Consider the following 12,715-nt stretch of genomic DNA (forward strand, 5'->3'; position numbering starts at 1 on the left):
GCCGGCTCTGACGCGGCGCATGAATCGCCGAGCGAGCGGCGCGACCTGTGGTACGCTCCCGGCACGATGTCCGCGCCCTCCCCCGCCCTCTCCTTCCCCCGCGTGTACAACGCCGCCTGCCATTTCATCGATCGGCACCTCGCCGAGGGGCGCGGCGACAAGGCCGCGATCATCGATCACCAGGGCGCCGTCACCTACGCGGAGCTCGCCGAACGCGTGAACCGCGCGGGAAACGCGCTCCGCGGGCTCGGCGTCCGCATGGAGGAGCGGGTCCTGCTTTGCCTGCTCGACGGCCGCGACTTTCCCGCCGTCTTTTTCGGAGCGATGAAGATCGGCGCCGTCCCGGTGCCCGTGAATACGCTGCTCCAGCCCGACGATTACGCCTACCTCCTCGACGACAGCCGCGCCCGCGTGCTCGTCCTCTCGTCGTCGCTCTACCCCAAATTCGAGCCGATCCTCGGGACCGCGCGTTTCCTCCAGCACGTGGTACTCGTGGGCGACGAAGACGACGGCCCCGGCAAGCACGCGCATCTCGGCGCGCTCCTCCGCGCCGCCGAACCCACGCTCGCGGCCGCGCCGACGACGCCGGACGACGTGGCATTCTGGCTCTATTCTTCCGGCTCGACCGGCCGACCGAAAGGCGCGGTGCACCTGCATTCGCACCTCCAGCAGACCGCCGTCCTTTATGGAGAGCGCGTCCTCGGGATCGAGCCCTCCGACGTGGTCTTCTCGGCGGCGAAATCGTTCTTCGCGTATGGCCTCGGCAATGGGATCACCTTCCCCTTCCACGTCGGCGCGACGGCCGTCTACCAGCCCGACCGCGCGACGCCCGACACCGTGATGCGCGTGCTCCGCGACAAACGCCCCACCATTTTCTACGGCGTCCCCACGCTCTACGCCTCGATCCTCGCCGATCCCAGAAACAGCCGCGAGACCGGCTCCGATCGCCTGCGCGTCTGCGTCTCCGCGGGCGAGGCCTTGCCCAAGGAGATCGGCGAGAAATGGTTCGAGCGCTTCGGCGCGCACATCCTCGACGGGATCGGCTCCACCGAGATGCTGCACATCTTCATGAGCAATCGGCTTCACGACGTGCGATACGGAACCTCGGGTCGCCCCGTCCCCGGCTACGACGTGAAGCTCGTCGACGATTCGGGCGAACCCGTGCCCGATGGGGAAGACGGCTCGCTCTGGGTGCGCGGACCGTCGAGCTGCGTGGCCTACTGGAATCAGCGGCAAAAGAGCCTCGACACGTTCCACGGCGCCTGGACCCGCACGGGCGACCGATACGTGCGCGACGCCGAGGGTTATTTCACCTATGCAGGCCGGAGCGACGACATGCTCAAGGTGTCGGGGATCTGGGTCTCGCCGTTCGAGGTCGAGAGCGCCCTCACCGCGCACGAGGCCGTGCTCGAAGCCGCGGTCGTGGGCCACGCCGACGAGGCGAAGCTCGTCAAGCCGAAGGCCTTCGTGGTGCTGAAGCGGCCGGACGAAGCGTCGCCCGCGCTCGCGGATGCACTCAAGGATTTCGTGAAGGGGCGGCTCGCGCCCTACAAATACCCGCGCTGGATCGAGTTCGTGCGCGAGCTGCCGAAGACGGCGACGGGGAAGATCCAGCGGTTCAAGCTGCGGGAAGGCTGAGAAAACCCTTCAATGGGCCGCGCCGCGCCCGTCCTCGCCGGGGCGCGCGCGGATCCCGTCGAGCAAGAGCGCCTTGCAATGGGCGAACGCCTCGGGAAAATTCATCCCGAGCGCGGCGAGGACGTCCGGGCGGAGGATGTTCTGCACGTTGTTGATCACGATGCGCACGACGAAGTCCTCGGGCACGTCGGGTCGGAACACGCCCGCGCGTTTGCCCGCGTAGAAGAGCGTACGCGTGCGCGTGTGGACGACCTTGCTCCGCCATTCATCGACGCGCGCCCAGAGCGAAGGCGCGTCGCGCTGCAGATCGGTGAGCAGCGGGCCGCGCGCCTGTTCGTAGCCGCCGGCGACGATTCGCATGAAGCGCTCGAGTTTGTCCTCGAAGCCGAGCGACGCGTCGTCGAGCGCGCCCGCGAGCTCGGCGTCGATCGCAATGAACGTGGCGTCGATGACCGCCTCGCAGAGCTCCTCCTTGCTCGCGAAATGGCGGTAGAGCGTCTTTTTGCTCATGGCGAGCTCGACGGCGATCTCGTCCATGGTGACGCGGCCGAACCCGTGCGCGAAAAAGAGACGGCGCGCGGCGGCGAGGATGCGGCCGCGCGCCTCGACCTCGGCCGTCACGCGACGGCCCGCTGCACGGGCCCGAGGTACCGGAGCGGCGCGCCCTCGGACGGACCCAGGGTCACGTTGCGGCGCACGACACGCGGCGGCTCGGCCGAGAGCACCTGGAAGCGGTGCTCCGAGAGGAGCGTCCCGAGCACGATCTTCATTTCGTAGAGCGCGAACGCCGCCCCGAGGCAACGGCGCGCGCCGCCGCCGAACGGCAGATACTCGAACGGCGTGAATTTACGCTCCAGGAATCGCTCGGGCCGGAACACGTCGGCGTCGGGATAGAGGGCGGGGTTGTGATGCACGAGCACGATCGCCGCCATCACGGCGACCCCGGGCGGCAGCTCCCGCCCGCGGAACGTGAACGGCGCGAGGAGCTTGCGCGAGACCATGGCGACGACCGGATGCAATCGCAAAGCCTCGTCGCAGACGGCCGAGAGATAAGGCAATTTGATGAGCGCCTCGGGCGCCGGGGCCGGGCCGAGCTCGCGGATCTCGGCGAGGAGCCGATCTCGAATGCGCGAGTTTCGGTGAATGCCGTCGAGCGCCCACGCCATGCCGATGGCCGTCGTCTCGTGGCCGGCGATGAGCATGGTGCGCAGCTCGTCGTCGATTTCCTCGTCGGACATGGGCCGGCCCTCCTCGTCGCGCACGGAGAGGAGCAGGCTCAAGATGTCCTCGCGGACCTCGCCGCTCTTGCGCCGGGCCTCGATCTCCTCGGCGATGAGGGCGTGGAAACGCTCGGTATACCGCTGGAAACGCGCCCAGGGCCCGAGGCCGCCGAAAGAGCGGCGCAGGGGCGTGATCATCATGAGCGGCGGCGTATACGCCTCGATGTAGCCGACGATCGCCTCGCGGAAGAGCGCCACGCGCGCCGGATCCCGCACTCCGAAGACAGCCTCGATGATGACCTCGAGCGAGATCTCCTGGGTGAGATCCTGCGCCTTGAATTTCGCACCCGCGGAGAGCTCGGCCGCCTTGCGGAGCGTGATGGTCGCCATGAGGTCGCCGTACGCGCGCATGCGATCGCCGTGGAAAGGCGGAGTGAGCAGCTTGCGCTCGCGGCGATGGCGCGCGCCGTCGAGCAGGAGCACCGAATGCCGGCCGACCACGGGTTCGAGCGGGAGATTCGCGAACGGCGTGAAGAGGGACGGATCCGCGGTGAAGATCTCGCGAATCCCCTCGGGATCCCCCGTGACGACGACGTCCCCCATGGGCAGCGCGAGCTTGAACGGGTCGCCGTAACGGCCGACGGTGTCGAGGAAAAATTGCTTCGTGTCCCGGGCGAGCTTGAACGCCTGGAGCGCGGGAAAACGAGGACCGGCAGGCAAGGTGTGCATCGGGGCCTCCGTGGGAACCAAGGAAACTATATCGGTTTCCTCGGTTTCCCGCAAGAGTCGAGAACATGCTCTCTCGCTTCGCGCGGAGCTGCGTGGACGGCTGCGGTCGCCGCGTGCGTGGATCGTCCTGTCGAGGGAGGCGGCGCGGGCAAATCGGCTTGCCCTATCGCGCCGAGCGACGTGCGTGTCCGTGCTCGCTCGTAGCGCCGAGCCACGTTGCGAGCTCGGCCTGCGACAGATCGAGCAGGGCGTCCCCTGTCTGGCCCCTGCTTGCGGAAGTGTTCGAATCCCTTCTCCTCCGCCGAGATCCGTGCGGCTTACGGCGCGGCCTTTGGATCCATCCACACCACCTCCCAGTGGTGCCCGTCGAGGTCTTCGAAGCTCCGGCTGTACATGAACCCGTGGTCCTCCGGCGGCCCCCCGTCCTTGCCGCCGCCGGCGAGCGCCTTCGTCCACATCGCGTCCACCTCGGGGCGGCTCTCGCACGAGATCCCGTAGGCCCCCTCCACGTGCGTCGTGGTGTCGCAGATCTGCTTCTTGGTGAACGTCTTGAAGAACGTCTCGACGAGCAGCATCGCGTAGGCGTGCTCGCCGATGAGCAGGCAGGCGGCCTGCTCGCCCGTGAACTTCGGGTTGAAACTGAAGCCGAGGGCCTTCCAAAAGGCCAGGGAGCGATCGAGGTTCTTGATGGGCAGGCTGACGAAGAGCTTGTGGGACATGAGGTTGTCCTCCTTTTGCTCCATGGACGCCCCGCCGGCGGAAAAATCATCGGTCGCTCCCGCGCAGAGGTCGACGAAGAGCGAGGCGCCTCCGCGCCCCCCCCCGACGGAGCAGCCCTCGCCCCGGCAACGTAGGCGGGCCAGCCGAACGGTCTGTCGGGGTCCCACGGGAGCTGCACCTCGACGATGATGACCAGGACGGGCTGCTCCGATTGCGAAATAACTCGACGAGCGCTTCGTGGAGCAACACTCGCGGCGAACCCGCGGCCCGATAGCCCTTCCCCGGGGTTCATGATGGCTGCAGAATGCCCCTCGTCCACCACGACTCGACCATGTCCACGACCCCCCCGCCGCAGAGCCCCACCGACCTCGTGCGTGACCTGAGACAGCTCGGCGTCCGCGCGGGCGACACCTTGATGATCCACGCTTCCCTCCGCGCCGTCGGGCCTGTCGAAGGCGGCGCGCGTGGCGTGCTCGACGCCCTCGACGACGCCGTCGGCGAGGCCGGAACGTTGATGATGGTCCTCGGCGCGCGCGACGACTGGGCCTGGGTGAATGATCTGCCCGAACACGAGCGCGCCGCACATCTGGAAAACGCCGAGCCCTTCGATAGCCTGCGCACACCCGCGGATCCGGACGTCGGTTACCTCGCCGAAGCGCTCCGCCAGCGCCCCGGTACGCTCGTGTCGGACCATCCCGAGGGGCGATTCGGCGCCCGCGGCGCGCGGGCCGTCGAGCTCCTCCGTGATCCGCCGTGGCACGATTATTTTGGTCCCGGCTCGCCGCTCGAAAAGTTATGCCAGCTCGGCGGGCGCGTGCTCCGCCTCGGCGCCGATTTCAATACGACCACCGTCCTCCACTGGGCCGAGTATCTCGTGGATCTTCCGGACAAACGCCGGGTCCGTCGATACCGTCGCATCGCGGGAAGCTCGGCGCCCGAGATCCGCCATGTCGATTGCCTCGACGACAGCGACGGGATCGTCGAATGGGACGGCGAGGACTATTTCGCCGTCATTTTGCAAGAATACCTGGCCACGGGCTGTGCGCGCCAAGGGACCGTGGGCCGGGCGCGGAGCGAGCTCCTCGAAGCCGCGGACCTCGTGCGCTTCGGCGTCGCCTGGATGAACAGCCAATTCGCGCGTCAAGCGAGCCTGAGACGCATATGAACGCGGTAATTCCAGTCGATGCCGTGTTCCCGTTGCGCCTCGGTCACCGCGCGCATCTCCGGGGACCATTCTTCCGGCGGGACCACGACGAACCCGTGACGCGCATACCAGGGCATGTTCCAGGTGACATCCGATTGCGTGTTCAAGACCAGGGTCCGCTCGCCTGCCGCGCGCGCCCGCTCGATCGAGTCTCGCAAGAGCGCAGTCCCGATGCCGAGACGCCCGTGCGAGGGCAAGACGCTCACCTGCCCGAGGCAAAGCTCCGCGCCGAGCCGGGTGACGAAGAGCCAGCCGACGACCTCGCCGTCCACCTCGGCGACGGTGATTCGCCCGGCCTCCACGGCCCGCTTGGCCACGTCGGGCGGAATGGTCTCCCCGTCGAGAAACGACGCATGGCCCGTCTCCCGAAAACGCTCGTCGGCCGCGCGCTCGATGGCCACGAGCACAGGGATGTCTTCGGCGCGCGCTGGTCGCAGAAGGAACGAGCTCACCCCCGAGCTGTATCATACCTGCGTGGCTCGGGAACTCCGCGCGCTCCGTGGACTCCTTCTCCTATGGTTCGTGTTCTCGCCTGCGCCGCTTCGATGGTGCTCCCGGCGCTCGGCCTCGCCTGCAGCCCGACGCGCCCGCCCGTCGAAGCTCCGCCCGCGGCCTCCTCGGCGCCCTCCCCGACCGAAGATACACCTCCGCACGTGACGCCTCGCGCGCCGGTCTCGACCGCCGACTGCCCCTTCCACTGGACGCCTCACGAGATCGGCGCGAGCGTGCTCCGGCTTTCGGCCGAATACGCCGGTCGATTCATGAACCCGCTCTACGACGCGGCGTGCGCCTGCGTGCGCCCGGGGGAACACATTTACATGGTCGCCCGCATCGTGCCCGAGCGCGGGACGATCGAGGCCGTGACGGGTGATCGCAACGACCACCCGATACGCGCCGATCCGAGCATCGATGCCTGCTTCGCCACCGTGCTCGGGGCGACGACCTTCGAGCCGTTCGAGGTCGGCAGCGACGTCGTCTGCCCCGAAGAGCCGCCGCCGCCCACGAAGGGCCCTCCCTTCTTCCGCCCCCCGCGCCTGGCGAATTGCCCCGCGCCCGGCGAGCAGACCTCGAAAATCGTCTATCCGCTCCTCGTGGACCGCCGCAAAGAGGCGCCTGCGCCCGCGCCGGCCGAGGGCCCGTAAAAAAGACCTATTTTCTCCTCCGCTGCGCGCGCGTGAGCTGCTAGAAGTCGTTCGTGCTCTCGATCGCGAATTTCATTTTTTTGGTGAAGGTCGCCGTGTGGGCGGTGTTCCTCCTCGTCTTCCCGCCCATCACCTTTGCGAACGGGATGTACGCGGCGACCGTCCTCCTTTCGGTCCTGGGCCTCCTCCTCGACCTGACGGCGCTCGGAGAGCTCCTGCCGCAATCGACGCAGCCGAAGGTACGGCGCGGCGTCGTCGCGAGCTTGGCGCTCGTGCACATTTCACTCCTCGCCCTGTCCGTCGTCCGCCTCGTGTCCCCGCGCTACGGCGCATGGCAGCGCATTGCCGGCACCGATGAATGGAACAATCCCGCGCTGGTGCGCGCCGAGCACGGACCGCTGCTCGCCCTAGGCCGCGGAGACGTCTTTTCGCTCGGCAAAGATGGCAAGTTCGTCCCGGTATCCGACATCGCGGGTCCCGTGTATGGGATCGGCGCCGGGGCGCATCGCGCGTGGTTCGTCGACGTCGAGGGCAAGTTCGCGTGGGGTTATGACGGAGCCTCCCTCGAAAAGATCCCGCTCGGGTGGGGCGCATCCACGCGAATGCCCGAGGGCGCTGCGCTCGACGACGCGTTTTTCGTCGTTCGCCCTCGCAGTCTCGTGCGTGTGGAGCTCCGTGGCCATCAGAGCGAGGTGATCGACGGAGCATCGATCACCGGCGTCGCCGCCGATGGAACACGCGTCATCGCGGTGGGTTCTCACCTCTTCGTGAGCGAGGACGGTGGACGGCATTTCGAGGATCGCGGGCCCCTCGGACTCCCGGCCCCCTCGGTGTACGCGGGCGGAGGCTCCTATTACCTCGTGCAAGGCGGGCTCATGTCCTCGCGGCTCTTCGTGAGTGAAGCGGGCCGGCGCCTCGAAGAGCGAAAGGCGCCGGTGCGCGACATTCGTGTCCTCGCGGTGGATCCGCACGACGGTCGCCGGATATGGATCGGGACCTGGGGCGAAGGGATCTGGCGCTCCGACGACGCGGGACGAACCTTCCAGGACCTCGAGCTCGAGGGGCTCGAGGTGCAGTCCCTGGTGGTCGATTTCGCGACGAAGGATGCGTGGGTCGCCGCGACGAACCTCGCGACCCCGAGCGGCGTGTTCCATTACGGAGCACGCTGATCCCACCACGGGCGAAAGCCCGCCGGGGAACGAGGGCTTGCGGGGGCAAGGCCACGGAAACATGAAACCGCTTGGCGACACGTCTCCGGCGGCCTTGCGCGGGGGGATCTGGTATGCGGCGGGTTTCTTCCATCATCGCGGCGATGGCTCTTTTTTGCGGCGCTCGGGTATCGGCGGCGGCCGATCCGATGGTGGTCCGGATCGAAGGCGGAAAGATCCGCGGCAAGGCCGAGGGCGAGGTCCAGGTCTGGAAAGGCATTCCTTTCGCCGCGCCGCCGGTCGGCGCGCTCCGCTTTCGGGCGCCAGAGCCGGTAAAACACTGGAAAGGCGTCCTCGACGCCTCGGCCTTCCGGTCCAATTGCATGCAAGCCGACGACGTGCCGAACATCTCGGAGGATTGCCTTTATCTGAATGTCTTCCGTCCGGCCGCGCGCACGGAAAAAGCCCTGCCCGTCATGGTCTGGATTCACGGCGGCGCCCTCGTCCGGGGAGGCGCTTCACTTTATCCAGGCGCGGGTCTCGCGCGGCAGGGCGTCGTGCTCGTGACCCTCAACTATCGCCTCGGCCGGCTCGGGTTCTTCGCGCACCCGGCGCTCGCGCGCGAAGCGCCGAACGAGCCGCGCGGCAACTACGGCTACATGGATCAGATCGCGGCGCTCCGATGGGTGCAGCGGAACATCGCTGCATTCGGCGGAGATCCGAACAAGGTCACGATTTTCGGCGATTCCGCCGGCGGCGGCTCCGTCCTCGTCCAGATGACCTCGCCGATGTCGCGTGGCCTGTTCCACCGGGCCATCCTCCACTCGGCCGGCCTCCCGACCGCGCGCGCCGCGGCGATTCCCCTCCGGGAGCTCCCGGCGGCGGAAAAGATCGCGGTCGATTACGCGTCGACCCTGGGCATCGTTGGCGCGGATGCGGCGTCGCTCGCGGCGCTTCGCTCGCTCCCGGCCGAAAAGCTGGTCGCAGCCAGCGACAGCAATGCCGTCCTCCGGGAATTGTCGGGAGGTCCTCAGGTTCCGGGCGTCGCGGGACCGATTCGCGACGGTCGCCTCGTCGTCGAATCTCCCGAGGAGGCGCTGCTTGCGGGCCGTCAAGCGAAGATCCCGGTCATCACGGGCGCCACTGATCACGACCTTGCCACCGGATCAGCGCGGACCAAGGAAGAACTCTTCAGGATCTTCGGTCCGTTCTCCGCGCGGGCGCGGACGCTCTACGACCCGGAAAGCAATGCCGAGCTTTCCACGCTCGTCCAGAACGTCCATGCCGATCGGGTGATGGTCGAACCTTCGCGTCACCTGGCGGAAGCCATGGTCCGGGCCGGGCAACCTGCTTATTTCTACCGGTTTTCCTACGTAGCGGAATCGCGCCGGGGAAAGGTCCCAGGCGCCACGCATGCCGCCGACGTTGCTTTTGCGCTCGATGCGCCCTCCGTGGTCACGGGGGACCAGACGACGTACGCGGATTGGGCGATGGCGCGGACGATGAGCAGCTACTGGGTCACTTTCGCGAAAACCGGCAATCCGAACAGCGCGGGTCGCCCCGCGTGGCGAACGTACGACCTCGAACGACGCGACGTGTTGCATTTCACGAACGACGGCGTGGTATTCGGGCCCGATCCGCTGAAGGACCGCCTCGATCTCTGGAAGGCGGTGTTCGAGGCCGCGCCGTGTCGTGCTCGCCCCGGTGATTGACACCGAGCGATTCCCCGAACCGACTCCGTTCAATCGGCCGGTTGCCCCAAAAACGCCGTGAGCATGGCCACCGGGCTCCCCGTCGGTCGCCCGAATTGCCAATCCGGCGGATCCACCACCACGCCGCCGATATCGAGGTGCACGAACGGGATCCGATCGCCCCGCAGGCCCGACGCGATATCGAGGAACGCGAACGGGAACTGATGCCCGCGCGGCGTGTTCACCGACGCGAGCCGGTTCGAGCTCACCACGTCCTCCGCGCTCGATCGCGGCGCCACGAACGAATAATCCTCCCGCCGCGGCCGCGATCGCTCCACCGGCTCGCCCCACGCCTCGCCCAATCGATCGAGCTGCTCGAGCGTCCCCGCCCGCTGCGCCGGACCATTGCCGATCGCGCCGACGTACGGCCCGTACGCGCGGTAGACGTGGCCCGTGAGCGTCGCGATCGAGAAGAGCGTCGGCGAGGGCGCGCGCTCCGCGATCGTCTTCGCCTCGGCCAGGAGATCCGCGAGCACGAGCCGCCCCTCGGCGTCCGTGTTCCCGATGCGCACCCGCACCCCGGAACGCGCGCGGATGATTTCATCACTCACGAACGCCTCGTCGCCCACGCTGTTCCGCACGAGGCCGAGCAGCCCCACCACGCGCACCGGCACCTTGAGCAGCGACGCCGCCAGCACGAGCCCCGCGACCGCGGCCGCGCCGCCCTTGTCGCGCGACATGCCGGCCATGTGGCCGTCCGTCTTCAGATCGGCGCCGCCCGTGTCGTACGTGACGCCCTTGCCCACGAGCACGAGCGTCCGCGACGCCGGCGCCTCGGGCGTATACGAGAGCCGCACGACGCACGGCCTGTGACGCTCGATCCCCATCGACGCCCGCGCCACCGCGGCGAGCAGCGGATACCCCGACACGTCGTGCTCCACGTCGACCTTCACGCCCGTGCCGCGGAACGCGATCTCGCAGAGCTCGGCGATCCGGCGCGGGGCCATGCGCTCGGGCTCCGTGCCCGCGATGTCGCGGCAGAGCGCGCGCCCGTGATCGATCGCCGAAAGCGACCGCGCCCGCGCCTCGTCGAGGCCCACCATGCCCACGGCCTCGGCCGTGCGCGGCGCCTTGCCCGCCTCGCGCGCCTCGACCGGCGCCCACTGGCTGCCGAGCGCCGCGAGCGCCGCGACCTCCCGCGCGCGGGCGAACCGCGGCCCCGGAGGCGCTTGCACCCATACGAGCGGCCTCGTCGCGCCCGCGTCCACCGCGCGGCTCGTCCCTGCGGCCACCGCTTCCGCGACGCTGCGCACGTCGTCCGTGTCCTCGGCGAGCGGGCCCATCGGCACCACCACGAGCCGCCCGCCCGGCAGCGCCGGCGCCGCGATCACCGCGGGGGGTCGCGGGCCTCGATCGAGCGCCGCGTCGGCTTTGAGGGAGCACGCGAGCGCCGCGGACACGGGGCCCGTGAGCGTCGCGCGCGTGCTCATGGGCGAGGGCGCGACGAGGACGAGGGCGTCGAAGGGCAGGCCTTCCAGGGAGCTTTGGGCGAGCGCGTCCTCGGGTTGACCGAGGAGCAACGGCGGATCGTAGGAGGACATCAGGGGGCATCCTAAGGGAAGGCGGCCAGCCGCCGCAACCGAGGGCAACCGAGGGCGTCGTGCTCCGCGCTGCTCGCTTCCCCTGGTCACCGGCGCCGAGGTGCCTTAGAGGACTTCCGTTTTACCGATGGGGGGCTACGCTCGGACGAGCCGAGCTACGCCCCCAAACCCCCGTGCCCATGCCGATCACCCCTCGCTACCGCCCCGCGCCTCGCATCTCCTCGCTCGGCGACGGCTTCGCCGACGTCGTCGCCCCGGCTCGATTCCAGACCCGCACGCTCCGGTTCCGCAACCAGCGCTGGGCCAACCGCATCGGCCTCGGCGAGCTCGACGCGGAGGAGTGGGACCGTCATTTCGCGCGCCTCGAGCCCCTGCCGTCGAACCTCCCCGCGCCGCTCGCCTTGCGTTACCACGGGCATCAGTTCGACGTGTACAATCCGCACCTCGGCGACGGCCGCGGGTTTCTCCTCGCCCAGCTCGAGGATCCCGAAGACGGAAAACTCCTCGATTTCGGCACGAAGGGCAGCGGGACGACGCCGTATTCGCGCGGCGGGGATGGGCGGCTCACGCTGAAGGGCGGCGTGCGCGAGGTGCTCGCGGCCGAGATGCTCGAAGCGCTCTCCGTGCCCACCTCGAAGGCGTTTTCCCTGTTCGAGACGCACGAGGCCTTGTTCCGGGGCGACGAACCCTCGCCCACCCGGTCCTCCATCCTCGTCCGCCTCTCGCACGGCCATATCCGCTTCGGCACGTTCCAGCGGCACGCCCATCACCGCGACGTCCCGCGTTTGTCGAAGCTGCTCGATTTCTGCATCGCCCATTACGTGCCGGAGGCAGCCGGCGGCCCGGATCCGGCGGTCCGGTTCGTCGAGGCCGTGGCGCGACGCTCGGCTCGGCTCGTCGCGGCGTGGACCGCCGCGGGGTTCGTCCACGGCGTCTTGAACAGCGACAACATGAACATCACGGGCGAGAGCTTCGATTATGGGCCGTATCGCTTCCTGCCCACGCTCGATCCCTCGTTCATCGCGGCCTATTTCGATCACACGGGCCTGTATGCGTTCGGGCAGCAGCCGCGCGCGGTGGCGCTGAACCTCACGCGCCTCGCCGATGCCTTGCGCCTCGTCTCCCCCTCGGCCGCCTTCGCGCCCGCCGTGCGCGCGTTCGAGCCGGCGCTGCGCGAGGCGCGCGCGGCGGCATTCCTCGCGCGGCTCGGCCTTCTGCCCTCGGATCCGGACGTCGACGCGAGCCTCGTCGAGACGATCGAGCTCTTCCTGCAGGAGAGCCAGGTCCCCTTCGACCGATTCTTCTTCGACTGGTACGGCGGCGTCCAGAGCGAGGCGCGCGCCCGCGCGAGCGAAGCCGCCGGGTTTTACCGAGGCGAACGATTCGACGCGCTCCGGAGCCTGCTCGAAATCTACAAGCCCGCCCGCCCCGACGCGCTCTCGCACCCCTATTTCCAGGGCAATGCCCCGTGCTCGCTGCTCATCGACGAGATCGAATCACTCTGGCACGCGATCGACGCGCACGACGACTGGGAGCCGTTCGAGGAGAAGGTGGCGGAGATCCGGCGAATGGGAGATGCGCTCGGCGCGAAGGCGCCGGCGGGGTGAGGCCGGCGCCGCGGG

11 protein-coding genes are annotated in these 12,715 nt (G+C 68.7%); 6 read left to right on the plus strand and 5 right to left on the minus strand.

Annotated features, from left to right (window positions below; all coding sequences use genetic code 11):
* Positions 1-66: 66 nt before the first annotated feature.
* A complete protein-coding gene (locus QHF84_RS01915) occupies positions 67-1,638 on the plus strand; it encodes a benzoate-CoA ligase family protein (protein ID WP_281311407.1) in 1,572 nt (523 codons plus the stop codon).
* Positions 1,639-1,647: 9 nt separating this feature from the next.
* Here the strand turns inward: QHF84_RS01915 and QHF84_RS01920 are convergent, their stop codons facing one another.
* The 3 genes from QHF84_RS01920 to QHF84_RS01930 form a co-directional block, all read right to left on the minus strand.
* Positions 1,648-2,259, minus strand: coding sequence for a TetR/AcrR family transcriptional regulator (locus QHF84_RS01920; RefSeq protein WP_281311408.1), 612 nt, complete (start codon positions 2,257-2,259; stop codon positions 1,648-1,650).
* Positions 2,256-3,587 carry a cytochrome P450 gene (locus QHF84_RS01925; protein WP_281311409.1) on the minus strand — a complete coding sequence of 444 codons (1,332 nt, stop codon included), beginning with the start codon at positions 3,585-3,587 and terminating at the stop codon, positions 2,256-2,258. The genes QHF84_RS01920 and QHF84_RS01925 overlap by 4 nt, the downstream gene beginning before the upstream one ends.
* Positions 3,588-3,904: 317 nt before the next feature.
* A complete protein-coding gene (locus tag QHF84_RS01930) occupies positions 3,905-4,306 on the minus strand; it encodes a VOC family protein (protein WP_281311410.1) in 402 nt (133 codons plus the stop codon).
* Between the two features lie 332 nt (positions 4,307-4,638).
* On the opposite strand from QHF84_RS01930, the gene QHF84_RS01935 reads away from it, so the two are divergent.
* A complete protein-coding gene (locus QHF84_RS01935; RefSeq protein ID WP_281311411.1) occupies positions 4,639-5,472 on the plus strand; it encodes an AAC(3) family N-acetyltransferase in 834 nt (277 codons plus the stop codon).
* Here QHF84_RS01935 and QHF84_RS01940 read toward each other — a convergent pair.
* Entirely contained in the window at positions 5,448-5,963 is a 516-nt protein-coding gene (locus tag QHF84_RS01940) for a GNAT family N-acetyltransferase (RefSeq protein WP_281311412.1), read from the minus strand. The two genes, QHF84_RS01935 and QHF84_RS01940, sit on opposite strands and share 25 nt — an antisense overlap.
* A 63-nt stretch (positions 5,964-6,026) precedes the next feature.
* Here QHF84_RS01940 and QHF84_RS01945 point away from each other — a divergent pair, with 63 nt between their 5' ends.
* The 3 genes from QHF84_RS01945 to QHF84_RS01955 all read left to right on the plus strand — a co-directional run bounded on the left by QHF84_RS01945 (position 6,027) and on the right by QHF84_RS01955 (position 9,513).
* A complete protein-coding gene (locus tag QHF84_RS01945) occupies positions 6,027-6,653 on the plus strand; it encodes a hypothetical protein (RefSeq protein WP_281311413.1) in 627 nt (208 codons plus the stop codon).
* A 53-nt stretch (positions 6,654-6,706) separates the two neighbouring features.
* Positions 6,707-7,822 carry a hypothetical protein gene (locus QHF84_RS01950; protein WP_281311414.1) on the plus strand — a complete coding sequence of 372 codons (1,116 nt, stop codon included), beginning with the start codon at positions 6,707-6,709 and terminating at the stop codon, positions 7,820-7,822.
* 143 nt (positions 7,823-7,965) lie between these two features.
* Positions 7,966-9,513 carry a carboxylesterase/lipase family protein gene (locus tag QHF84_RS01955; RefSeq protein ID WP_281311415.1) on the plus strand — a complete coding sequence of 516 codons (1,548 nt, stop codon included), beginning with the start codon at positions 7,966-7,968 and terminating at the stop codon, positions 9,511-9,513.
* A gap of 29 nt (positions 9,514-9,542) precedes the next feature.
* Here QHF84_RS01955 and QHF84_RS01960 read toward each other — a convergent pair whose 3' ends face one another.
* Positions 9,543-11,093, minus strand: a complete 1,551-nt coding sequence (locus QHF84_RS01960; protein ID WP_281311416.1) for an aminopeptidase — start codon at positions 11,091-11,093, stop codon at positions 9,543-9,545.
* Between the two features lie 179 nt (positions 11,094-11,272).
* On the opposite strand from QHF84_RS01960, the gene QHF84_RS01965 reads away from it, so the two are divergent.
* Positions 11,273-12,700, plus strand: coding sequence for a protein adenylyltransferase SelO family protein (locus QHF84_RS01965; protein ID WP_281311417.1), 1,428 nt, complete (start codon positions 11,273-11,275; stop codon positions 12,698-12,700).
* Positions 12,701-12,715 lie beyond the last annotated feature (15 nt).

It is taken from the genome of Polyangium sp. y55x31, from assembly GCF_029946505.1.
GTDB lineage: Bacteria > Myxococcota_A > Polyangia > Polyangiales > Polyangiaceae > Polyangium.

Excerpts from the sequence above, each read along its gene's own strand:
- QHF84_RS01955 (WP_281311415.1), top strand. The coding sequence starts at position 7,966 with ATGGCTCTTTTTTGCGGCGCTCGGGTATCGGCGGCGGCCGATCCGATG.
- QHF84_RS01960 (WP_281311416.1), bottom strand. The coding sequence starts at position 11,093 with ATGTCCTCCTACGATCCGCCGTTGCTCCTCGGTCAACCCGAGGACGCG.
- QHF84_RS01930 (WP_281311410.1), bottom strand. The coding sequence starts at position 4,306 with ATGTCCCACAAGCTCTTCGTCAGCCTGCCCATCAAGAACCTCGATCGC.
- QHF84_RS01935 (WP_281311411.1), top strand. The coding sequence starts at position 4,639 with ATGTCCACGACCCCCCCGCCGCAGAGCCCCACCGACCTCGTGCGTGAC.
- QHF84_RS01925 (WP_281311409.1), bottom strand. The coding sequence starts at position 3,587 with ATGCACACCTTGCCTGCCGGTCCTCGTTTTCCCGCGCTCCAGGCGTTC.
- QHF84_RS01945 (WP_281311413.1), top strand. The coding sequence starts at position 6,027 with ATGGTTCGTGTTCTCGCCTGCGCCGCTTCGATGGTGCTCCCGGCGCTC.
- QHF84_RS01965 (WP_281311417.1), top strand. The coding sequence starts at position 11,273 with ATGCCGATCACCCCTCGCTACCGCCCCGCGCCTCGCATCTCCTCGCTC.
- QHF84_RS01915 (WP_281311407.1), top strand. The coding sequence starts at position 67 with ATGTCCGCGCCCTCCCCCGCCCTCTCCTTCCCCCGCGTGTACAACGCC.